General features: G+C 67.1%; 25 protein-coding genes. 19 read left to right on the top strand and 6 right to left on the bottom strand.

All coding sequences use genetic code 11. The annotated features are described in order from the left end of the window. Nucleotides 1-32: 32 nt before the first annotated feature. The 5 genes from FE851_RS22645 to FE851_RS22625 form a co-directional block, all read right to left on the bottom strand. Nucleotides 33-1,220: a copper resistance protein B gene (locus tag FE851_RS22645; protein ID WP_066701153.1), complete on the bottom strand. Its 1,188-nt coding sequence runs from the start codon at nt 1,218-1,220 to the stop codon at nt 33-35. Then, nucleotides 1,217-3,145 (bottom strand): copper resistance system multicopper oxidase, encoded by a 1,929-nt coding sequence (locus tag FE851_RS22640; RefSeq protein ID WP_021238864.1) that lies wholly within the window; start codon nt 3,143-3,145, stop codon nt 1,217-1,219. Before FE851_RS22640 ends, FE851_RS22645 begins: the two co-directional genes overlap by 4 nt. A gap of 66 nt (nt 3,146-3,211) precedes the next feature. After that, nucleotides 3,212-3,778 carry an RNA polymerase sigma factor gene (locus tag FE851_RS22635; RefSeq protein WP_145206776.1) on the bottom strand — a complete coding sequence of 189 codons (567 nt, stop codon included), beginning with the start codon at nt 3,776-3,778 and terminating at the stop codon, nt 3,212-3,214. Next, the gene (locus tag FE851_RS22630) at nt 3,775-4,212 is read right to left on the bottom strand and encodes a periplasmic heavy metal sensor (protein ID WP_025550099.1); all 438 of its coding nucleotides are present in this window, start codon (nt 4,210-4,212) and stop codon (nt 3,775-3,777) included. Before FE851_RS22630 ends, FE851_RS22635 begins: the two co-directional genes overlap by 4 nt. Further along, complete coding sequence (locus tag FE851_RS22625) at nt 4,212-4,484, bottom strand: hypothetical protein (protein WP_007406394.1); 273 nt, start codon at nt 4,482-4,484, stop codon at nt 4,212-4,214. The genes FE851_RS22630 and FE851_RS22625 overlap by 1 nt, the downstream gene beginning before the upstream one ends. Nucleotides 4,485-4,616: 132 nt before the next feature. On the opposite strand from FE851_RS22625, the gene copC reads away from it, so the two are divergent. The 10 genes from copC to fabI all read left to right on the top strand — a co-directional run bounded on the left by copC (nt 4,617) and on the right by fabI (nt 15,023). Further along, entirely contained in the window at nt 4,617-4,994 is a 378-nt protein-coding gene (copC, locus tag FE851_RS22620) for a copper homeostasis periplasmic binding protein CopC (protein WP_007406420.1), read from the top strand. Nucleotides 4,995-4,998: 4 nt separating this feature from the next. Next, nucleotides 4,999-5,943, top strand: a complete 945-nt coding sequence (gene copD, locus FE851_RS22615; protein ID WP_007406374.1) for a copper homeostasis membrane protein CopD — start codon at nt 4,999-5,001, stop codon at nt 5,941-5,943. 36 nt (nt 5,944-5,979) lie between these two features. Next, the gene (locus FE851_RS22610) at nt 5,980-6,654 is read left to right on the top strand and encodes a class I SAM-dependent methyltransferase (RefSeq protein WP_017501308.1); all 675 of its coding nucleotides are present in this window, start codon (nt 5,980-5,982) and stop codon (nt 6,652-6,654) included. A gap of 107 nt (nt 6,655-6,761) precedes the next feature. After that, a complete protein-coding gene (locus FE851_RS22605) occupies nt 6,762-9,119 on the top strand; it encodes a heavy metal translocating P-type ATPase (RefSeq protein WP_021245221.1) in 2,358 nt (785 codons plus the stop codon). Further along, nucleotides 9,116-9,514, top strand: a complete 399-nt coding sequence (cueR, locus tag FE851_RS22600) for a Cu(I)-responsive transcriptional regulator (RefSeq protein ID WP_145206775.1) — start codon at nt 9,116-9,118, stop codon at nt 9,512-9,514. Before FE851_RS22605 ends, cueR begins: the two co-directional genes overlap by 4 nt. A gap of 41 nt (nt 9,515-9,555) precedes the next feature. Beyond that, on the top strand, nt 9,556-9,729 hold the full coding sequence (locus FE851_RS26365) for a hypothetical protein (RefSeq protein ID WP_021245222.1): 174 nt from the start codon (nt 9,556-9,558) through the stop codon (nt 9,727-9,729). 188 nt (nt 9,730-9,917) lie between these two features. Further along, complete coding sequence (locus tag FE851_RS22595; RefSeq protein ID WP_021245223.1) at nt 9,918-11,639, top strand: PHA/PHB synthase family protein; 1,722 nt, start codon at nt 9,918-9,920, stop codon at nt 11,637-11,639. A 3-nt stretch (nt 11,640-11,642) separates the two neighbouring features. Continuing rightward, nucleotides 11,643-13,070, top strand: a complete 1,428-nt coding sequence (locus FE851_RS22590) for a bifunctional enoyl-CoA hydratase/phosphate acetyltransferase (RefSeq protein WP_066701152.1) — start codon at nt 11,643-11,645, stop codon at nt 13,068-13,070. Continuing rightward, a complete protein-coding gene (locus FE851_RS22585; protein ID WP_037448015.1) occupies nt 13,063-14,253 on the top strand; it encodes an acetate/propionate family kinase in 1,191 nt (396 codons plus the stop codon). The genes FE851_RS22590 and FE851_RS22585 overlap by 8 nt, the downstream gene beginning before the upstream one ends. After that, on the top strand, nt 14,250-15,023 hold the full coding sequence (fabI, locus tag FE851_RS22580; RefSeq protein WP_066701151.1) for an enoyl-ACP reductase FabI: 774 nt from the start codon (nt 14,250-14,252) through the stop codon (nt 15,021-15,023). Before FE851_RS22585 ends, fabI begins: the two co-directional genes overlap by 4 nt. 27 nt (nt 15,024-15,050) lie before the next feature. On the opposite strand, the gene FE851_RS22575 is transcribed toward fabI, so the two are convergent. Beyond that, entirely contained in the window at nt 15,051-15,470 is a 420-nt protein-coding gene (locus tag FE851_RS22575) for a hypothetical protein (RefSeq protein ID WP_017501314.1), read from the bottom strand. A gap of 275 nt (nt 15,471-15,745) precedes the next feature. Between FE851_RS22575 and atpD the strand changes: the two genes are divergently transcribed. Genes atpD through FE851_RS22530 form a run of 9 tightly spaced genes read left to right on the top strand, consistent with a single transcriptional unit; the run spans nt 15,746 to nt 22,137 of the window. Then, nucleotides 15,746-17,158, top strand: coding sequence for a F0F1 ATP synthase subunit beta (gene atpD / locus FE851_RS22570; RefSeq protein WP_145206774.1), 1,413 nt, complete (start codon nt 15,746-15,748; stop codon nt 17,156-17,158). Then, nucleotides 17,155-17,565: a F0F1 ATP synthase subunit epsilon gene (locus tag FE851_RS22565; RefSeq protein WP_037448025.1), complete on the top strand. Its 411-nt coding sequence runs from the start codon at nt 17,155-17,157 to the stop codon at nt 17,563-17,565. Before atpD ends, FE851_RS22565 begins: the two co-directional genes overlap by 4 nt. Then, complete coding sequence (locus FE851_RS22560; RefSeq protein WP_021245229.1) at nt 17,562-17,837, top strand: AtpZ/AtpI family protein; 276 nt, start codon at nt 17,562-17,564, stop codon at nt 17,835-17,837. Before FE851_RS22565 ends, FE851_RS22560 begins: the two co-directional genes overlap by 4 nt. Next, nucleotides 17,834-18,100: an ATP synthase subunit I gene (locus FE851_RS22555; protein ID WP_017501319.1), complete on the top strand. Its 267-nt coding sequence runs from the start codon at nt 17,834-17,836 to the stop codon at nt 18,098-18,100. The genes FE851_RS22560 and FE851_RS22555 overlap by 4 nt, the downstream gene beginning before the upstream one ends. 26 nt (nt 18,101-18,126) lie before the next feature. Then, complete coding sequence (locus FE851_RS22550; RefSeq protein ID WP_234703094.1) at nt 18,127-18,798, top strand: F0F1 ATP synthase subunit A; 672 nt, start codon at nt 18,127-18,129, stop codon at nt 18,796-18,798. Next, complete coding sequence (locus FE851_RS22545) at nt 18,795-19,037, top strand: F0F1 ATP synthase subunit C (RefSeq protein ID WP_017501321.1); 243 nt, start codon at nt 18,795-18,797, stop codon at nt 19,035-19,037. The genes FE851_RS22550 and FE851_RS22545 overlap by 4 nt, the downstream gene beginning before the upstream one ends. Before the next feature lies 1 nt (nt 19,038). After that, entirely contained in the window at nt 19,039-19,788 is a 750-nt protein-coding gene (locus FE851_RS22540; RefSeq protein ID WP_021245231.1) for a hypothetical protein, read from the top strand. Then, complete coding sequence (locus FE851_RS22535) at nt 19,760-21,292, top strand: F0F1 ATP synthase subunit alpha (RefSeq protein WP_306303067.1); 1,533 nt, start codon at nt 19,760-19,762, stop codon at nt 21,290-21,292. The genes FE851_RS22540 and FE851_RS22535 overlap by 29 nt, the downstream gene beginning before the upstream one ends. After that, on the top strand, nt 21,289-22,137 hold the full coding sequence (locus FE851_RS22530) for a F0F1 ATP synthase subunit gamma (protein WP_021245233.1): 849 nt from the start codon (nt 21,289-21,291) through the stop codon (nt 22,135-22,137). Before FE851_RS22535 ends, FE851_RS22530 begins: the two co-directional genes overlap by 4 nt. Nucleotides 22,138-22,173: the final 36 nt, after the last annotated feature.

Genomic DNA, 22,173 nt, shown 5'->3' with positions numbered 1-22,173 from the left:
CCTGTTCGCCCCCGCCATCAGCCGTCCTGATGCTAAAACCAGAAGCGAACGCCGGCGACGAAGCTGGTCGCATGGACGTCCTCGCCGGCAAGCCTCGACAGCCGCGCCGTGTCGCCGGCTTTGCGCAGATAAGAGACGCCGATATAGGGTGCGAACTGGCGGCTGAACTCATAGCGCAGGCGCGCGCCGAGCTCTATGTTGACCAGCCCCGAACCGATGTCGTTCTCCGGAATATCCTGCGCGGCGAAATTGACCTCGGCGCGCGGCTGCAAGATCAGGCGCTGGGTAATGCGCTGGTCGTAATAGCCCTCGACCCGGCCCAGAACATCGCCCTTGGTCGAGAGGAACAGCGCGCCTTCGACTTCGAACATGCCGGGAGCCAGGCCCTCGACGCCGACCGTCGCGTAAGTGCGGTCGGGCCCGCGGCCGAAGTCCTGGCGGATACCGCCCTGAAGATTGAAATAGGGGTCGATGGCCCGGCTATAGAGCACCTGCACCTCCGCGCTGTCGATGCCGCGGCCGAACTCGCCTTCGCCCTCGCTCTTGAGCCAGAGCCGGTTGATATCGCCGCCGTAAAAGCCTTCGCCATCCCAGCGATAGCCATCGCGACCGCTATGCGCCTGATACTCGAACAGGTTGAGCAGCACCTGCCCGAAATTGTTGCCGCCGCTGTCCTTCATCATGATGTCGCGTGAGCGCGCCATCTCGGCGCCGGGAAAATCACGATCGGCGAAGTGGTCGCTGGGGGGAGGCGGCGGGGGCGCATTGCCGGCCGGAAGCGCCGTGCCGGTCATTTGCATGCCGGGCATGGCGGAGGTTCCGGGCATGGCGGTCTGGCCATGCTGCGAATGGTCCATCCCGGGCATGTCCGGCATCGCGCCGTCCTGATGCCGGGAGTGGTCCATGCCCGGCATCTCCGCCATCGCGGGAGCAGCGGGTTGCGGTTGACCGGCGGCATCTGCCTGTGGCGCAGGACTGGCCTGGTCCTGCGAATGGTCCATTGCCGGCATGGTGCCCGGCGCTGGTTTCTGAGCGCGCGGCCTGGTAGCGGGCTTGGGGCGCGGCGCGGCGGCCTTGTCCTTCTTTTTCTCCTGCGCCGGCCGCGCCCCGCCCGGCGGCGCCATGCCGGGCATGTCGTGCATCGAATGATCCTGGGCAAAGGCGGGCGCGGCGGAGAGAAGGGCGATCGCGCTCACCAGCGGCGTGAGGATGCGGGTCATTGCGCGTCTCCCTTCGGACGGACGCTCACGACCCGCATCATCCCTGCATGCATGTGGTAGAGGAGATGACAGTGGAAGGCCCAGTCGCCGACCGCGTCGGCGGTGAAGTCCCAGGTCACCTTGCCGCCGGGCTGGACGATCACCGTATGCTTGCGCGGCGCATGATCGCCATGCCCCGTCACCAGCTCGAAGAAATGCCCGTGAATATGGATCGGATGCCCCATCATCGTGTCGTTGATGAGATTGACGCGCACCCGCTCGCCTTCGATGAAGGGGATCGGCTCGTGATGGTCCGACATTTTTTCGCCGTCGAACGACCACATGAACCGCTCCATGTTGCCGGTGAGGTGAATGTCGATGCTGCGGCTCGGCGCGCGCACGTCCGGATTGCGATCGAGCGCCATCAGGTCCCTGTAGACAAGCACCTTGTGGCCGACGTCGGCGAGGCCCTGGCCGGGCTCGCCGGTGCGGTCTACGGGCATCGGCGAGATGGTCTGGACGCTCGGGTCGCGCTTCACCTGCGGCGCGTTCGAGAAGTCGCGCATCTTCATCGAGCCCATCGCGTGCCCGCCATGATCCATGCCCGCCATCTGGCCATCGGCGCCCATCGCGCCGTGGTCCATGCCGGCCATCGATCCATGATCCATCCCCGAATGATCCATGCCTGCCATGGCGCTATTGTCCATGGTCGCCATCGCTGCCGCCGCGCCGGTCGCGAGGCGCGCGGACGCGTTCTTCTCGGCCGTCGGATCGACGCCCCGCATAGCGCCGCCCGACATGTCCATGCCTTCCATGCCCGGCATCGAGGACATGTCCATGCCCATGTCCTTCATGTCGGCGAGCGGCCGTTTGCGTAAGGGGGGAACCTCGCCGGCCATGCCGGCCCTCGGCGCGAGCGTGGCACGCGCCATGCCCGAGCGGTCGATCGCCTCGCCGACAAGGGTGTAGGCCTTGTCATCGCCTGGGCTGACAACGACGTCGTAGGTCTCGGCAACACCAATCTGGAACTCGTCGACGGTGACCGGCACCACATTCTGCCCGTCGGCCTGGACGATGGTCAGCGGCAGGCCGGGGATGCGGACGTTGAAGGTGGTCATCGCCGACGCATTGATGACCCGCAGCCGCACCCGTTCGCCCGGGGTGAAGAGCGCGGTCCAGTTGTCCATCGGACCATGGCCATTGACGAGATAGGTGTAGGTGGATCCGGTCACATCGGAGATGTCGGCCGGGTCCATCCGCATCTGGCCCCAGTCGAGCCGGTCTTTGAGCGGCTGATCCTTGCCCGACAGGAGCCCGGCCAGGGTCTGGCGCTGGAAATTGAAATGGCCGGGGTTGGCCTTGAGGCGCCGGAAGATCGCCTGCGGCGAGAGCGCGCTGTGATCGGCGAGCACGATGACATGCTCGCGGTCATAGGCGACCGGATCGGCACCGGCGGGATCGATGATGATCGGGCCGTAATGGCCTTCCTGTTCCTGCAGGCCTGAATGGCTGTGGTACCAGTAGGTGCCGCTTTGCACGACGGAGAACTGGTAGAGGTAGTTCGAGCCCGGCTTGATGCCCGGAAAAGACACGCCCGGCACACCGTCCATATTGGCCGGCAGGATCAGCCCGTGCCAGTGGATCGAGCTGTCCTCCTCCAGCTGATTGATGACGTTGAGCCGCACGCGCTGGCCCTCGCGCAGCCGGATCAGCGGGGCGGGGACCGTGCCGTTGAGGCCGATTGCCCGGAACTTGCGCCCGTCGATGGTCATCGACTGCCGGGCGATGGTGAGCGTGATGTCTTCGCCCGACACGGTCGGCAGCGTCGGTCGCATCCCCGGCGAGATCGTCTGCGCCCAGGCCGGCAGCCAGGCTGACAAGGCGGCGCCGCCGCCGGCGAGGGCCGCGCCGCGGAGGAACTGGCGGCGGTCGAGAGCAGAAATCATTCGGTTGTCTCAGCTTTAAGAAAGAGGGCGGACCTATTGGAAATACGCAGCGTGGCCTCATCCCCCTCAAACTTTCTTCAACATTTCCGCGAGGCGTGCGCGGGCGCGGTAGAGGCGGGTCTCGACTGCCTTCTGGCTGATGCCGAGAATCTCGGCGGTTTCGGCTTCCGATTTCTCATCGATCGTCCGCAAGACGAGCGTGTCCTTGAGCGATGCGGGCAGGGCGGCGATCGCTTTCATGGCCTCTGCCAGCTGCTGCTCGGCGCCGATCGCCTGGTCGGGTAGTGGCGCCTCGTCGACGACATGTTCGGCTTCCCCCAGCGCCAGCGCGTGGGAGAAGAAGTTGCGGGCCGCGCGGCGGCGGCGCCAGTCATGGCAGTTGCTGATGACGATCCGCGACATCCAGACCGGAAAAGGTCGCGCAGCGTCATAGCGGTTGAGTGCGGCGAAGGCGGCGACGAAGCTCGCCTGGGTCACGTCGAGCGCTTCGTCGCGGTTCCCGACATGGCTGCGCACGAGGCGGTGCACCCAGCCCTGATGCCGGCGGACCAGCTCGCCATAGGCCGCTTGCCGGCCTCCAAGCGCCAGAGCCGCGAGCTCCCCGTCCGAGCAGTCGGGGAGGCACGCGGTCATTTGGACTTGGCCGTCAGCGCTTTCACCACGGCGTCGTCGAACTTGTCCGTCTGATCCGGGCGCAGCACGGCCCGCATCGCGAAGATATGCTCGAGTGTTTCCTTCTGCAGCGCGCCCATCGCCTGGTGCGAGCGATCCACCGCCCCTGCAACCCGAGGACCATAGCCATGCTCCGCCTCGATCGCCTCGGCGAGCCGCGCGTTATCGGCGCGCAGTTCGGCCTCCAGTGCCTGTCGCCGGATCGCATAGTTCTTCTCGATCGTCTCGAGACGGCTATGTTGCGCGGTGTCCAGCTTCAGATCGCGATGGAGCAGGTCGTGCAACTCATTTTCGACCGGGCGCACCGGAACCACATAGACGCGGCCGATGACCACACCGGCGATCGCCGCGGCAAAGGTCAGCAGGACGAGGAGCAGGAGCCGGCGGTCGCGCATCATTGTGAACTCAGCAGCGTCGAAGGAGCGAGCGCGAGCCGCGCGTCAAAGGGCGATATCGGCCCGGCTTCGGTCGACCGCACAGGCACGGCCGAGCCGGCAATTCCCAGGAACAAGGCTGCTGCCGCGGCGATACCGAATGTCGTGGCGCTCAGGCGGGGCATGGCCTGGAGCCGGGCGATCTCGGCCATGACGCGGCTGTCCAGCCCGGCAAGCCGGGGATCGAGCGGCGCTTCCCGCAACCGGCTGAGCATGTCGTCGAGGTGGTCCATGATGTTTCTCCGTCTTCACTTCTCAATACGCAGGATGGTCCGGCAACCCTTGTCCGGGAACAAAAAGAAAATTGCGAGGGGTGCAGGTCGCGGCTGCGTATTCTCTCATGTCACTGACAGGAGAATGTCCAAATGCGCTTCTTTTCGCCGCTCGCAGCCATCGCCGCCGTCGGCCTGAGTGTTTCGGCTCCGGCCTACGCCCATCCCAAGCTCGTGTCCTCGACGCCCGCCGCCAACGCCAGCGTCCCGGCGCCGTCGCGTATAACGCTCACCTTCAGTGAAGGTCTGATGCCGAAGCTGTCGGGCGCCGAGATCGTGATGACCGGCATGCCCGGCATGCCCAACCACCGCATGGCGGTAACCGGCTTCAAGACGTCCGTCGAAGGCGACAAGACGCTCGTGCTGACGCTCGCCAAGCCGCTCATGGCGGGCAGCTATCAGGTCGCCTGGCACGTCGTCTCGACCGACACGCACCGCATCCAGGGCAATCTCGCCTTTACCGTCAAGTGACGCCATGAACGACGTGGCACTCGTCGCCGTCCGCTGGGCGCTCTACGTCGATCTCGGCCTGTTGTTCGGCCTGCCGCTGTTCGCGCTCTATGCGCCCGGCGGCGGCCGGATGGTACAGCGGCATCTGCCGATGGTAGCAATGGTGGCCGGTCTCGCCTGTCTCGCCCTCCTGCTGTCGGCGCTGGGGTTCGCGTTGCAGGCAGCGGCCATGACCGGGCTGCCGCTCACCCAGCCTGATCTTTCCATGGTCGCAGAGCTGTTCAACGGCACGTCCATGGGAACGGCGCTGAAGGCGCGCCTCGTCGCGCTCCTCGTTCTTCTGCTCTCCATCCCCTTCTATCGCCGGCAATCCCGTCCTGCCTTCATCGCCTCCACTCTGGCAGGCGCGGTCGCACTCGCGACCCTCGCCTGGAGTGGGCATGGCGCGGCTGGCGAAGGCGAGGCGGGCTGGCTGCAACTGGGGGCCGATCTCATCCATCTGCTCGCCGCCGGCGCCTGGGTCGGCGCGCTTGCCGCATTCCTCGCGCTGGTACTTCCCAGGCTCGCAACCGACGATCTCGCCGCTCAAGACATGGACCGGGTCACGCTCGCCGAGGAAGCGTTGCGGGGCTTCTCCCTCGTCGGCACGATCATCGTCGCCCTGCTGATCCTGACCGGGACGGTGAACGGCTGGTTCCTCGTCGGTCCGGGCAACATCGCCTCGCTCGGGCAGTCGACCTACGGCCTGCTGCTCATCGCCAAGCTGCTGCTGTTCGCCGGCATGCTGGGCCTGGCCGCGCTCAACCGTTATCGCCTGACCCCGGCACTTGCGCAGGCGATCGAGGAAGAGGACGCGCCACGGGCGCAGGCGCTGCTGCGCGCGAGCCTCGTCGTCGAAGGCGGTCTTGCGATCGTCATTCTCGGGCTCGTCGCCTGGCTGGGGACACTATCGCCGCCCATGTCGATGTAGCTTATCGTTTCGGACGCCTCGCGTTGGGAGAAGCCAATGCAATCCTACACCCCGCCGCTCGGGACCGGATCGACGAAAGACTATGATCGCGCGATCCGCCTGTGGACGCGGGAGAAGCGGTGGCGTGCCGCCATGCTCGCCGCCCTGGCGCCCAAAGCCGGTGAGACGGTCGTCGACGTCGGCTGTGGCACCGGCAGCTTCGCGCTGATGCTCAAGCAAGCCGAGCCCAGGACGCAGGTGATCGGTCTCGATCCCGATGCCGAGGCGCTCGACATCGCGCGGCACAAGGCCGCTGTGCGGCGGGCCGATATCGACTGGCGTCAGGGATTTGCCAGGGACGTGGCCCCGGGTACCGCCGACGCTGTCGTGTCGAGTCTCGTGCTGCATCAGATGCCGGTCAGGGAGAAGGCGGCAACCCTGCGCGCCATGTTCGCCATGCTGCGCCCGGGTGGGCGCCTGGTGATCGCCGATTATGGCCGCCAGCAGGGTTTCATGCGGCTTGCCTTCCGCCTGACCGTGCAGCGGCTCGATGGCATCGATGATACCCGGCCCAATGCCGACGGCGTGCTCCCCGGCCTGATCGCGGCGGCCGGCTTCAGGCATGTGGCCGAGACGTTTCGGCTTTTGACCATCACCGGCGCGATCGACTTGTTTACGGCGCATCGACCGGCGCAGGACCACGGCCTTACGGTTGCCAATGACCTTGGCTGATGGCGGCCAGGCGAACGGGCCCGCCGATTTGTCCGCTTAGGCGATTACGTATTGACCCTGACACGGTGTCAGACCCTAGATCGTCAGGCGTCGAAAGGAGCAAGGCGATGAACGAGACACATGGAGCGGCGCATGGCGGCGGTTGCTGCGGCAGCCACGGCGCTGCGAAACCAGCGGCTGGCGTCAAGGACCCGGTCTGCGGCATGACCGTCGATCCTGCGATCACTGCGCACCATGCCGAGCATGGCGGTGAAAGCTATCATTTCTGCAGCGCGGGCTGCCGGGCAAAATTCATCGCCGATCCCGAGCGCTATCTCGGCCCGCCGGCACCGCCAGTCGCGGTGCCAGAAGGCACGATCTGGACCTGCCCTATGCATCCCGAGATTCGGCAGGACCATCCCGGGTCCTGTCCGATCTGCGGCATGGCGCTCGAGCCCGCGACCGTGACTGCCGACAGCGGCCCCAGCCATGAGCTGGTCGATTTCACACGGCGCTTCCGGGTCGGCCTGATGCTGGCCCTCCCGGTGCTGATCCTCGAGATGGGCGCGCATCTCTTTCCCGCGATCCATCGCCTCGTGCCGATGTCGATCTCGGTATGGATCCAGTTCGTGCTGGCGACACCCGTCGTGCTCTGGGCGGGCTGGCCCTTCTTCGAGCGTGGCTGGGCCTCGCTCAAGACCCGCAACCTCAACATGTTCACCCTGATCGCGATGGGGACCGGGGTCGCCTGGATCTACAGCGTCGTCGCGACGCTCGCGCCCCAGCTGTTCCCGCCCGCCTTCCGCGGAGAGGACGGCATGGTTGCCGTCTATTTCGAGGCGGCCGCGGTGATCACTGTCCTCGTGCTGCTCGGCCAGATGCTCGAACTGCGCGCGCGCGAGCGGACCTCGGGCGCGATCAAGGCGCTGCTTAACCTTGCGCCAAAGACCGCGCGCCGGATCGGTTCCGATGGCAGTGAAGAGGAAATCAGCCTCGATCTCGTTGCGGTCGGCGACCGCCTGCGTGTGCGTCCCGGCGAGAAGGTGCCGGTCGATGGCGTGGTCGAGGACGGCCGTTCCTCGCTCGACGAGTCGATGGTCACCGGTGAGTCCATGCCCGTCACCAAGGCCAAGGCCGACACGGTGATCGGCGGCACGCTCAACCAGACCGGCGCGCTCGTTATCGTCGCCGACAAGGTTGGCCGGGACACCATGCTGGCGCGCATCGTCCAGATGGTCGCCGAGGCGCAGCGCTCGCGCGCGCCGATCCAGCGCATGGCCGATCAGGTGTCGGGCTGGTTCGTGCCCGTGGTCATCGCGGTCGCGGTGGTCGCGTTCATCGCCTGGGGCATCTGGGGCCCCGAGCCGCGCTTCGCCTACGGGCTGGTTGCGGCGGTCGCCGTGCTGATCATCGCCTGTCCCTGCGCACTGGGTCTCGCCACGCCGATGTCGATCATGGTCGGGGTTGGCCGCGGCGCCGGGCTCGGCGTCCTCATCAAGAATGCCGAAGCGCTCGAGCATATGGAAAAAGTCGACACGCTCGTCGTCGACAAGACCGGCACGCTGACCGAAGGCCGGCCTGCCGTCACCCAGATCGTGCCGGCGCCCGGCTTCGACGAAGCCGAACTGCTGCGGCTTGCCGCCTCGGTCGAGCGGGCCTCCGAGCATCCGCTCGCGCTGGCGATCGTCGAGGCCGCCAAGGATCGCGGCATCCCCACGAGCGACGTCACCGACTTCGATTCCCCCACCGGACGCGGCGCGCTCGGCACCGTCGACGGCCGCCGGATCGTGCTCGGTAATGCGCGGTTCCTCTCGGAAGAGGGCATAGCAACCGACGCGCTGGCGGAGCAGGCCGACGCCCTGCGCCGGGATGGCGCCACCGCGATCTTCATCGGCGTCGACGGCACCGTCGGCGGCGCCTTTGCAATCGCCGATCCCGTGAAGCAGACGACGCCGGAGGCCCTGGCCGCACTCAAGGCCGAAGGCATTCGCGTGGTGATGTTGACCGGCGACAACCGCACCACAGCAGAGGCGGTGGCAAGGCGGCTCGGCATTGACGATGTCGAAGCCGAGGTACTGCCCGACCAGAAGAGTGCCGTCGTCGCGCGGCTGAAAAGCGAGGGGCGCGTGGTGGCGATGGCCGGCGACGGGGTCAACGACGCCCCCGCACTGGCTGCCGCCGATGTCGGTATTGCCATGGGCTCGGGCACCGACGTCGCGATCGAGAGCGCGGGCGTGACGCTGCTCAAGGGCGATCTCATGGGCATCGTGCGGGCACGGCGGCTGAGCCAGGCGACCATGTCCAACATCCGCCAGAACCTGGTCTTCGCCTTCATCTACAATGTCGCCGGGGTGCCGGTGGCGGCGGGCGCGCTCTATCCGCTGTTCGGCATCCTGCTCTCGCCGATCATCGCGGCCGCCGCCATGGCGCTCTCCTCGGTCAGCGTGGTCACCAACGCGCTGCGCCTCAACCGGAAAGCGCTGTGAACATCGGGGAGGCGTCGAAGCAAAGCGGGGTCTCGGAGCGGATGATCCGCCATTATGAGAAGATCGGCCTCATCCCGGCGCCGCCGCGCCGGGGAGCGGGTTATCGCGCCTATGGCGAGAGTGACCTCCATCGCCTGCGGTTCATCGCCAAGGCCCGCGATCTCGGTTTTCCGATCGAGGAGATCCGGACCCTGCTCGGCCTGTGGGCCGACACGGGCCGCAGCAGCGCCGATGTAAAGCGGGTCGCGTTGGCGCGGGCGGAGGAATTGCAGCGCAAGGCCGAAGCGCTGACGACCCTGCGCGAGACCCTCGTCGATCTCGCCGAGCGCTGTCATGGCGACGAGCGGCCAGATTGTCCCATCATCGCCGAACTGAGTCTCGACAGAAAATGTTAGCGCCGGCCGCCTCTCGGACCAGACCCGCTCTGGCGGCCGGGGTGCTGATCGCACTTGGCATTCTCACGACGGGCCTCGCGATATATTTCCTCGCAGTCCGCCCGCCACTGCTGGCGGAGGATCTTCGCCATATCGGCGGCAACCCGCAGACCCTTTCGCCGGTATTGCGGGACTGGTTCGGCGGGATAGCTGGCTCGCCCGTGCGACCGCACTGAGCCTCCTGATCGTATTTGGCCGCTTTTCATACAGCAATGTCGTGCTGAGCTCTGACTTCTGGGGCTGGCATATGCGAGGCAATCCCTCCGTAGGACTACGGAGTGCGCAGAGGCTTCCTGCGCTTCAGGGCTTGTTGCACCGCAGCAGGAGCGAAAATGTGCAGAGTCGAAGCAATATCCCTGACCCGTTGGACGGTCTGGCCACGACGCTGGATCGGTCGAGCTTCGCCGCCATCGCGCAGCTGACTTCAGGCCAGTCGCCCGCCACTTTGGCGCAGTCTTTTTCCGACTGGTGGACGCACATTCTCTGCTCGCCAGGCAGGCAGCTGCAGCTCGCCGCCAAGGGCGGGCGCAAGCTGATGCGGCTCGCCGACTATGCCATGCGCAGCGCATCCGGCAGCGATCCCGAGCCGGCGATCGATCCGCTGCCCCAGGATCGGCGCTTCGCCGACGCAGCCTGGAAGCGCCATCCGTTCGACCTGATCGAGCAGGCCTTCCTGCTCCAGCAGCAATGGTGGCATGCCGCGACGACCGGCGTGAGCGGCGTCACCGGGCACCACGAAGCGATCGTCGAGTTCGCGACCCGCCAGATGCTCGACATGGTGTCCCCGACCAATTTCATCCCGACCAACCCCGTGCTCCAGCAGCGCATCCTCGAAACCGGAGGACAATGCCTTGTCGAGGGTGCGCGATTTTTTTGCGACGACCTGGAACGCCTGGTACGCGGGGAGCCCGCAGCGGGCACGGAGGCCTATCGGGTCGGCGAGAAGGTCGCAGCCACGGCTGGCAAGGTCGTGTTTCGCAACAGGGTCATGGAACTGATCCAATATGCGCCCGCAACCGAGACGGTGCGTCCGGAGCCGATATTGATCGTGCCGGCATGGATCATGAAATATTACATCCTCGACCTGTCGCCGGAAAATTCGCTCATCCGCTGGCTGGTAGGGCAGGGCTACACCGTGTTCTGCATCTCCTGGCACAATCCCGACAGCGCCGACCGCGATCTCGACATGGAGGATTATCGCCTGCTTGGGCCGATGGCCGCCGTTGATGTCATCCAGGCGATTACCGGCACCGAGAAGATCCACGCGGCCGGCTATTGTATCGGCGGCACGCTGCTCGCCATCACCGCGGCCGCGATGGCGCGCGATGAAGATGAGCGTCTGGCGAGCGTCACGCTGTTCGCCGCCCAGACCGAGTTCAGCGAGCCGGGCGAACTTGGTCTGTTCATCGACGAGGCGGAGATCAACCTGATCGATGCGATGATGTGGGCGCGCGGCTTTCTCGACAGCAGCCATATGGGCGGCGCCTTCCAGATGCTGCGGTCCAACGATCTGCTCTGGTCGCGCATCCTCTCGACCTATCTCATGGGCGAGCGCGAGCCGATGACCGACCTCATGGCATGGAACGCCGACGGCACCCGCATGCCCTATGCCATGCACGCGCAATATCTTCGGCGCCTGTTCCTCGACAATGACCTGTCCGAAGGGCGCTACGAGGCCGGCGGCCACCCGGTCTCGCTCTCGGGGCTGCGCATGCCGATCTTCATGGTGGGCACGGAAACCGACCATGTCGCGCCGTGGCGCTCGACCCACAAGCTCCACATGCTGACGGGCGCGGAGATCCGCTTCGTGCTGACGAGCGGTGGCCACAATGCCGGGATCGTCTCCGAGCCCGGGCATCCTCATCGCCATTATCGCATCGCGACACGGATGCAGGATGGCCCGGCGCCAGGTCCCGATGCCTGGCTGGAGCGGGCCGAGGTGCGCGAAGGGTCGTGGTGGCCGGAATGGAGTTCATGGCTTGGATCGCACTCGGGCGAGGCGGCGGCCCCACCGGCGATGGGCGCGCCCGAACGGAACTATCCGCCGCTCGGTGATGCCCCCGGGCGCTACGTGCTGGAGCGCTGAGCCATGGCCGCCGCCAACCTCATCGAGAACCGCACGTTCGACGAGATCGCCGTCGGCGATACGGCCAGCCTCACCCGCACGCTGTCCGCCGACGACATCCAGCTCTTCGCGGCGGTGTCAGGCGACGTGAATCCGGCGCATCTCGACCCTGTCTATGCCGAAACGGACATGTTCCACAGGGTCATCGCTCATGGCATGTGGGGCGCGGGGCTCATCTCGGCGATCCTGGGAACCGAGCTGCCAGGGCCCGGTGCGATCTATCTCGGCCAATCGCTTCGCTTCACCCGCCCGGTGGGCGTCGGCGACACCATCACGGCCTGCGTCACCGTCGCGCAGAAGCGCGCCGAGCATCATGTCATCGTTCTCGACTGCACCTGTGTGAACCAGAAGGGCGAGACCGTCATCAGCGGCCAGGCCGAGGTCAAGGCGCCCACCGAGAAAGTCAGCCGGCCCCGCATGCCGCTTCCCGACGTGCGGATCGCCAGCCACGACCGCTTCCGCCAGTTGATGGCGCGCGCCAAGGACGGATCTGCGTGCGTCACGGCCGTGGTCCATCCGTGCAGCGCCGACGCCATGCGCGCAGTGGCTGAGGCCGCCGACGCCGGCATCGTCGTTCCGATTCTCATCGGCCCTGCGGCGCGTATGACGAATGCGGCGAAGGACGCCGGTGTCGATATTGCGGCCTTCCGGGTGATCGACGTCCCGCACAGCCACGCCGCCGCCGCCGAAGCCGTCGCGCGCGTGCGGGCCGGCGAAGCCGCGCTGCTGATGAAGGGCTCGCTTCATACTGACGAGCTCATGGGCGCGGTCGTATCGTCCGACACGGGCCTTCGGACCGAACGCAGGATCAGCCACGCCTATGTGATGGACGTGCCCGGCTATCCGCGCCCGCTCATCATCACCGACGCCGCGATCAACATCGAGCCGACGCTTGAGGACAAGGCCGACATCGCGCGCAACGCGATCGACCTTGCCCATGTGATCGGGATCGAACAGCCCAGGGTCGCGATCCTCGCCGCCGTCGAAACGGTCAATCCGAAAATGCGCACCACATTGGATGCCGCGGCGCTCTGCAAGATGGCGGACCGGGGCCAGATCGAAGGCGCGCTGCTCGATGGCCCGCTCGCCCTCGATAATGCGATCAGCGAGGCGGCCGTGCGCGAGAAAAGTATCGTCTCGCCGGTCGCCGGCCAGGCGGACATCCTGCTGGTGCCCGATCTGGAGGCCGGCAACATGCTCGCAAAGCAGCTGACCTTCCTGGGCGGCGCCGATGCCGCAGGCGTGGTGCTCGGCGCGCGCGCTCCGATCATCCTCACCAGCCGGGCAGACAGCGTGCGCACGCGCCTCGCCTCCTGCGCGCTCGCGGTGCTGCTGGCGCGGGCTGCGACCAAGGCGGCTCCCGGCGTTGCGGGACAGCGCCGCGATGGCTGAAATCCTGTGCCTCAACGCCGGTTCGTCGAGCCTTAAGTTCGCGCTCTACGCCGAGCCGGGCACTGATGAGCCCTCTTTGCTGGCGAGCGGCAAGATCGAGAATATCGGCCTTGAGCCGCACCTGATCGCGCGCGATGCGAAGGGGGATGTCCTTGCCGAGCGGCGCTGGACGAAAGACGGCACGATCACGCACGAGACGCTGCTCGAGGATTTGCTGCGGGAGATCGAAGCCTCGGTCGGCGACGATCTGATCGCGGTCGGCCATCGGATCGTTCATGGCGGCACCGACTATTCAGCGCCGGCGCGGGTCGACGCGCCACTCCTCGCCGCGCTCGAGGCGCTTTGCCCACTGGCGCCATTGCATCAGCCCCATAATCTCGCCGCGGTCCGCGCCGTCTCCAGGCTGCGCCCCGCTGTGCTGCAAGTCGCCTGCTTCGACACCGGCTTCCATCATGGCCAGCCCCCGATCGCGACGCGCCTCGCGCTGCCGCGCGCGCTTGGCGAAGAGGGCATGCGGCGCTACGGTTTTCACGGCATCTCCTACGAATATATCGCGCGGCAGCTGCGTTCGATCGATCCCGATACAGGCGGTGGCCGCACGATCGCCGCGCATCTCGGCAACGGGGCCAGCCTTTGCGCGATGGCCGGGGGGCGCAGCATCGACACGACGATGGGGTTCACCGCGCTCGACGGGCTGGTGATGGGTACGCGCTGCGGCGCGCTCGACCCGGGCGCGGTGCTCTATCTTTTCCAGCAGAGGGGCATGACGGCGCGTGAAGTCGAGCATCTCCTCTACAGTGAGTCCGGCCTTTTGGGCGTGTCCGGCGTCTCCAGCGACATGCGCGCGCTTCTCGGCAGCGAAACGCCCGCCGCTGGGGAAGCGATCGAGCTCTTCGTCTGGCAGATCGCGCGCCAGGCCGGCGCTCTCGCGTCCTCGCTCGGGGGTCTCGACACATTCGTGTTCACTGCCGGGATCGGCGAGAATTCGCCTGAAATTCGCGCCCGCGTCGCCGGTCGGCTCGGCTGGCTCGGCGTGGACCTCGACGCGGACGCGAACCTCCGAGGAGATGCAGTCATCAGCGCGCCGTCCAGCCGTGTCGCCGTCCGCGTCATCCCGACCGATGAGGAAAGGATGATCGCTATCCACGCCGCCGATCTGCTGCGTGAGGAGCCGAAAGCATGAAACCTCTCGTCGATCTTACTGGCAAGCGCGGCCTGGTGATCGGTATCGCCAACGCGCATAGCATCGCGGCGGGTTGCGCCCAGGCCTTTCACGACTGTGGGGCGAGACTGGCGGCGACCTATCTCAACGGAAAGGCCGAGCCGTTCGTGGCGCCCGTCGCGGAGACCCTGGGAGTCGAATGGCTCGCCGCGTGCGATGTCCGGGTGCCGGGCGAAGTGGAGGCCCTGTTCGAGCGGGTGAAGTCCGAATGGGGCGGCCTCGATTTCCTGCTTCACTCGATCGCTTTCGCGCCGAAGGAGGATTTGCACGGCCGCGTCGTCGACAGCTCGGCCGAAGGCTTCGCGCTGGCGATGGACGTCTCGTGCCACAGCTTCCTGCGCATGGCGCGTCTCGCCGAGCCGCTGATGTCGGATGGCGGCCGCCTGCTGTGCGTCACCTTCTACGGGTCGGAGCGGGTGGTCGAGCACTACAACCTGATGGGGCCGGTCAAAGCGGCCCTCGAAAGCGCGACCCGCTATGTCGCGGCTGAGCTTGGCCCCAAGGGCATTCGCGCCCATGCGATCTCGCCAGGCCCGATCGCGACCCGCGCTGCCAGCGGCATCGACCGCTTCGACGAGCTGCTCGAACGGGCCGCGGCGACGGTCCCGCAGCACCAGCTCGTGACCATCGAGGATGTCGGAGGGCTCGCCGCCTTTCTGGTGAGCGATGCCGGCCGCCATATCACCGGCACGATCATTCCGGTCGATGGCGGTCAGCACCTGCTCGGCTAGGGCGGCTCGCCGCGATCGGGGGCTATCCTATTTGTCGCTGGTGGCCTGCTTCTCGCCGTCGCCCGGGCTTTTCTGCCCGAACCATGGTCCGACAATGGCAGCAAAGGCATCCAGCGCCCCGGGAGCCGTCGGAGCGCTCGCGACGGCCTGCCAGGCCTGCTGCCATTCCTCGAACGCCGATCTTGTGCCGGCAATCATATGCTCGCGGACCGTGGCCATGTCCTCGAACAGTGCCCGCGGTCCGGCCGGGCTGACCGCGCCGGCGTCCGACGTCTTGTCCGTCGCGCCCGCAATCGAGGCACGCGCCTCTTCGGCGAAGCGGCCGGCGGCGCGGTTGCCGACCTCGAGCGACTCTTCGCCACCTTTCCGGGCGACTTCGGCGAGCTTCAGCATCAGGCCGACATTCGCTTTGGCGAGCGCGGCGAGTTGATCAACGGGATAGGGCATGAAACGGTGAACCTTTCTCTTCGCGTTTGAGCTCTGGCATATCGGGCATAGCGCCCTGGCCTGAGGCCCATCGCGTCGCGCCGCCGTTATTCGGCGAGGCTGAATCAGAGAGAATCGGTAACTCTACGTATGCCGAATCTGCGGCTTGCCTGCGACGCTCAGCCAATGCACTTTTGGCTTGTCGTCCATGTCGTGCCCGCGGGCAGCGACTTCTACCCGTCCCGTCATGATCGCGGCACGGTCGGGCATGATTATGGTCTGACCCGGCAACCGGCATGGGCGTGATACCGTCCATAGCCAGGCTCGGCCGGATTGCGGCGCTGCGCGGTCCCGTCCTCGACGTCGAGTTCGACGAAGGGCCGCTGCCCGCGGTCAATGAAGCGCTGCGCGTCGATGCATCGTCAGGCCCGCTGGTCGCGGAAGTGCAGAGCCATATCGATGACCGCACCGTCCGCGCCGTCGCGCTTCAGCCGACCTCCGGTCTCGCTCGTAATGTCGGCGTGACGGCCTTGGGCGCCCCCATCGCGGTCCCGGTCGGAGACAAGGTTCTGGGGCGGCTCCTTACGCCGACCGGGCAGGTGGGTGACGGCGGCGCGCCGCTTGGGCCGGATGTTCCATTGAGGCCCATTCACCGCGCACCCCCGCCGCTCGAAGACCAGAACGCGGCGACGGCGATGTTCGAGACTGGCATCAAGGTCATCGATCTGCTCGCGCCGCTCGCCCAGGGTGGCAAGGCGGCGCTGTTCGGGGGCGCGGGGGTGGGGAAGACCGTGCTGGTGATGGAACTCATCAACGCGATGGTCGCGCGCTATGAAGGTGTTTCCGTCTTTGCCGGCATCGGAGAGCGATCGCGCGAGGGCCATGAGCTGCTCACGGACATGCGCGGCTCGGGCGTGATCGACAAGACCGTGCTCGTTTTCGGGCAGATGAACGAGCCGCCGGGCGCGCGCTGGCGGGTAGGGCTGACCGCGCTCACCATCGCCGAATATTTCCGCGACGAGCAGAAGCGCAATGTCCTGCTGCTCATGGATAATGTGTTCCGCTTCGTCCAGGCCGGCAGCGAAGTCTCCGGCCTGCTCGGACGCATGCCTTCACGCGTCGGCTACCAGCCGACGCTGGCCAGCGAAGTGGCCGCGCTGCAGGAGCGCATCGCCTCGGTGCATGGAGCGGCGGTGACCGCGATCGAGGCGGTCTATGTGCCCGCCGACGATTTCACCGACCCTGCGGTCACCGCCATCTCCGCCCATCTCGACAGTTCCATTCTGCTCTCGCGCGCCATGGCGGCCGAAGGCATCTATCCCGCGGTCGATCCCCTGGGATCCTCGTCGATCCTGCTCGATCCGCAGGTCGTGGGCGATCATCATTACGCGCTCGCCCAGCAGGTCCGGGAGACGATCGCGCATTATCGCGAGCTCCAGGACATCATCTCGCTGCTCGGTATCGAGGAGCTGGGCCGCGAGGATCGGCTGATCGTCGGCAGGGCGCGGCGGCTGCAGCGCTTCCTGACCCAGCCCTTCATGGTGACCCAGGCCTTCACCGGGCAAGCCGGCCGTTCTGTGGGGCTGGCCGATACGCTGAAGGGCGTCGCGGCCATCCTGGCCGGCGCGACCGACGACTGGCCCGAGAGCGCCTTCTACATGGTAGGCGATATTGAAGAGGCACGCTCTCGCGTGGGGCAGGGCGCATGAAGCTGCGGATCACCGATCCGACCGCGATCCTCGTCGACACGGACGTCAGGTCGGTTCGCGCCGAGGATGCCAGCGGCAGTTTCGGCATCCTGTCGGGCCACGCCGATTTCCTGACCGCGCTTGGCGTCTCGATCGTCTCCTGGCGGGGCGCCGATGGCGCTCCAGGCTATTGCGCGGTGCGCAACGGCATTCTGACCGTAAGCCACGGCACGGGGGTCGCGGTCGCGACGCGCGAAGGCCATGTCGGCGATGACCTCGGAACGCTCGAGCATGACGTGCTCGCGCGCTACCGCGAGCGCGACGAGGGCGAACGATCCGAACGGACCGCGTCGGCGAAGCTCAGGATGCAGGCGATCCGCCATATGGTCGAGGCCCTGCAGGGTGGTGGCCGGGAGCTTGGTCTGTGACCGCGGACAAGCCCGAGCAGCCGATCGTCGAAGCCATCCGGACCCGCGCGGAACGGCGGCGGCTTGCGCAGCGGCTTCCTTCCGTCGCCCGCAATCTCGGCCAGATCGGCGTGCTCGGCTGGCAGATCGTCCTGCCCGCGCTGGTCGGTCTCGCGATCGGCCGCTGGCTCGACCACCGGCTGGATAGCGGCATCTTCTGGACCGCGCCGCTCCTGCTCGTCGGGCTCGCCCTCGGCTGCTGGTCGGGCTGGCGCTGGATGCACCGGCAATGAGCCAGCTCTCCCCCATCCTGTTCCTGGCCCTCGGATTTGCGGTCGGCCTCGCCCATTTCGCGGCCATCGCCAGAGAAGCCGACCTCGTCACCCATGGCGGCCCGGCATCGCGCGCGATCCTGCTCAGGCTCGGGCGTCTCGCCGTCACTATTCTGGTTCTCGTCATCGCCAGCCGGCAAGGGTGGCCGGCGCTTCTTGCCGCAACAACCGGCTTCATGGGCGGGCGCCAGATCATGCTCCACCGGCTCGGAGGCGCCCGATGAAATTCGCGTCACCACTTGAAAGCCATGTGCTGTTCGCGATCGGTCCGGTGCCGATCAGCCAGCCGGTCGCCACGACCTGGGGCATCATGGCCTTCCTTACAATCGGAAGCTGGCTGCTGACCCGCCGCCTTGCGTTACGCCCAACCCGAGCCCAAGCGGCGCTCGAGCTGGTCGTCGAGACCGTCGCCGGCCAGATCCGCGAGACGATGGAGGCGGAACCGCAGCGTTATCTGCCGCTGATCGGCACGCTGTTCCTGTTCCTGCTGGTCGCCAACTGGTCGTCGCTGATCCCCGGCGTCGAGCCGCCGACCGCGACCCTCGAAACCGACGCGGCGCTGGCGCTGATCGTCTTCGGCGCGACGCTCTGGTTCGGCGTCCGCGCGCTCGGGCCCAGGGCCTATCTCGCGACCTTCGCGCGCCCCTCGATCCTGCTCGCCCCGCTCAATATCGTCGAGCTCTTCACCCGCAGCTTCTCGCTGATGGTGCGCCTGTTCGGCAACGTCATGAGCGGCGTCTTCATGATCGGCGTCGTGCTGAGCCTCGCCGGGCTGCTCGTCCCGATCCCGCTCATGGCGCTCGAAATGCTGACCGGCGCGGTCCAGGCCTACATTTTCGGCGCGCTCGCCATGGTCTTTATCGGGAGCGCTATCAGCGAGAACGGCGCCCGCCCGCCATCCAAACAGGAGTCCCCCGCATGAACTGGATCCATCTCGCCAGCATCCTCGGAGCCGCTTTCGCGATCTCGATCGGCGCAATCGCCCCGGCGCTCGGGCAGGGCAGGGCCGTCGCCGCCGCGATGGACGCGATCGCGCGCCAGCCCGAAGCCGCCAACACCGTCTCGCGCACGCTGTTCGTGGGCCTCGCGATGATCGAGACGATGGCGATCTACTGCCTCGTGATCGCGCTGCTGCTGCTCTTCGCCAACCCGTTCGCCTGACATGCGGATCGACTGGTGGACGCTCGCGCTGCAGGCGGTCAATGTCCTCATCCTCGTGTGGCTGCTCGGACGCTTCCTGTTCCGTCCGGTGATGGATGCCATCGCTGCCCGCCAGGCATCGGCCCAGGCGCTGCTCGACGAAGCGCGGGAGGCAAAGGACCGGGCACAGGCCGAAGCGCAGGCGCTCAAAACGCAGAATGACGGCTTCGTCGCGGATGCGGCGGCTCGCCGCGCCGAGATCCGGACCGAGGCCGAAGCGGAGCGCCAGCGCCTCCTCGCGCAGGCCAGGCTCGAGGCGGACGCCGTCGTCGAGCAAGGCCATGCGGCGATCGATGCCGAACGCGGGCGGGTGGCGGCGCAGTGGCGGGAAAAGGCAGCGAACCTCGCCGCCTCGATGGCAGGCACGTTGCTCGCTCGTCTCCCGCCCGAGCAGACGGTGCAGGCCATGGTCGACGCGCTCAAGGCGCGGCTCGGAGACCTTTCCGAGGCGGATCGCCGCAGCCTGGCGGCCGCCGGGCCCGTCACCGTCGCGACGCCCGCGCCGCTGACGGCCGATCTGCAGACGCAGGTAGCGCGCGCGCTTGGCGAAATCCTGCCGGATACCGCGACCCCGATCTTCGCAGTCGATCCAGATCTCATCGCCGGCGCGGAGCTTCGCACGCCCCACGCCGTCGTGCGCAACAGCTGGCGCGCCGATCTCGACGCCATGGTTGAGAGCCTCAATGAAGACGATCATGCCCGGATCGCCTGAAGACTGGCTGACGCAGGCCCAGAGCTGCATCACGCGCGCCAATCTCGGGCCGCGTGTCGATGCAATTGGCCGGGTGGAATCGATCGGCGACGGCGTTGCCATGGTCTCGGGCCTTCCGGACGCGCGCCTCGACGAATTGCTCTATTTCGCCCGGGGCCAGACCGGATTCGTCCACACGCTCGACCGGGACCGGATCGGCTGCGTGCTGCTCGACGATGCCGCCCAGGTGGAGGCAGGAGACACCGTAACCGGCTCGGGCGAGGTGGTGCGCGTGCCGGTTGGCGAGGCATTGCTTGGCCGAGTCGTCGATCCGCTCGGCCGTCCGCTCGATGGGGGCGCGCCGATCCGGGCCAGGCGCTTCGATCCTGTCGAACGGCCGGCGCCGGCGATCATCGAACGCGACCTCGTCGTCCAGCCGGTGCAGACCGGCACGCTCGCAATCGATGCGATGTTCGCCATCGGCCGGGGGCAGCGCGAACTCATTCTCGGCGACCGCGCCACAGGCAAGACGGCGCTCGCGGTCGACACGATCATCAACCAGCGCACCAGCGACATGATCTGCGTCTATGTCGCGATCGGCCAGAAAAGCTCGGCGGTCGCGCGCGTGGTCGACCAGGTGCGGCGGCATGGCGCGCCGGACCGCACCATCTTCGTCGTGGCGAGCCCCGCCGCGGCGCCGGGGCTGCAATGGATCGCGCCGTTCGCGGGCTTCACGATGGCCGAGTATTTTCGGGATGGTGGCGGCCATGCGGTGGTGGTGCTCGACGATCTCACCAAGCATGCCGCGACCCATCGCGAGATCGCCCTGCTGACCGGACAGCCGCCCGGGCGCGAGGCCTATCCCGGCGACGTCTTTTTCCTCCATTCCCGCCTGCTCGAACGTGCGGCGCGTCTCTCGACGGAGAAGGGGGGCGGTTCGCTCACGGCTCTGCCGATCGCGGAGACCGATGCCGGCAACGTCAGCGCCTATATCCCGACCAATCTGATCTCGATCACCGACGGTCAGATTATTCTCGACGCGAAGCTGTTCGCGCAGGGGCACAAGCCCGCCATCGATGTGGGCACGAGCGTGAGCCGGGTCGGCGGCAAGACGCAGCTTCGCGTCCTGCGCGACGCGAGCGGGACCATGCGCCTCGACTATGCGCAGTTCCTCGAGCTCGAGATGTTCACCCGCTTCGGCGAGCAGCCCGAGCCGCGTGTCCGCGCCCAGATCGAACGCGGCAAGCGCTTGCGCGCCTTGCTCGTGCAACCGCTGTCGAGTCCACTACGGGTCGTCGACCAGGTGGCGCTGGTCGTGGCGCTCGGCGAAGGGTTGCTCGATGGCATGGCGGTCTCGGAGATATCGTCGCTCCGCACGCGGCTGCCCGCCTGGATCGACGATCACGTCCCCGATCTATGCGCGCAGATCGAGCGGACTGGACAGATCGACACCGCGCAGCGGTCCGCTCTGATGACGACGGTGAAAGCGCTGATCGAAAGCCAGCCGGCCGGTTCTGCATCATGAGCGATCGCCTCGCCGAGATCGGCCAGCGGATCGAGACCGTCCGCCAGCTCGGTGCGGTGGTCAACGCCATGCAGGGCATCGCCGCGCAGCGGGCGCATCAGGCGCGCGCGCTGCTGCCTGCGGTGCGACGCTATGCGGAGACCGCCCGCACCGCCATTGGCCAGGCGCGCCGCCTTGACGAGCCACTGGCGCGTTTTCCGGCGCGGGCGGTCGGTGGTGCGAGAGGCGGCCTTATCCTGTTCGGTGCGGAGCAAGGCTTTGCCGGGGCCTTTCCGGAGCAGCTGCTCGACGGCGCCGCGGCCGACATGCAGGACAGGCATATTCTTCTGATTGGCGCGCGCACGGCCACGCTTGCGGCCGAGCGCGGTCTGCGCATCGCATGGAGCGCGAGCATGCCGAGCAAGGCCGATGCGCTGCCCGCACTCGCGACAAGCATCATCGACGCGCTGTACGACTATCTGGACGAGGTCGGCGCGGTGCCCATCACCATGGCTTATCCGGTCTGGAGCAGCGGCAAGGGCGTCTCGATCGTGCGCGCGAGCCTCCTGCCGCTCGACCTCGACACTTTCCCCGCGTCCACGGCGGATTTGCCGCCGCTCGTCAATATCAACGCGGCGGACCTTATCGGCGACCTGACCGCGGAATATGTCTTCGCCCACATCTGCGCGGCTGCGGTCGAGACGTTCGTCGCCGAGAATGAGGCACGGCTGCGCACCATGGCGACCGCCCGCAGCCACATCGATCGCAAGGGCGAGGCCCTGCGCCTCGAGGAGCGCCTCACGCGTCAGGATCAGATCACCAGTGAAGTCGTCGAACTGAGCGGCGGGCGACATCGGCGAGAATGAATGCAGGGCAGGCATTTCTGCTGTTCAGCAAGAAAC

Origin of the sequence: Sphingobium sp. B2 (assembly GCF_007693735.1) — a bacterium.
GTDB classification, from domain to species: Bacteria; Pseudomonadota; Alphaproteobacteria; order Sphingomonadales; family Sphingomonadaceae; genus Sphingobium; species Sphingobium xenophagum.
This window is presented reverse-complemented; position numbering and strand designations above follow the sequence as displayed.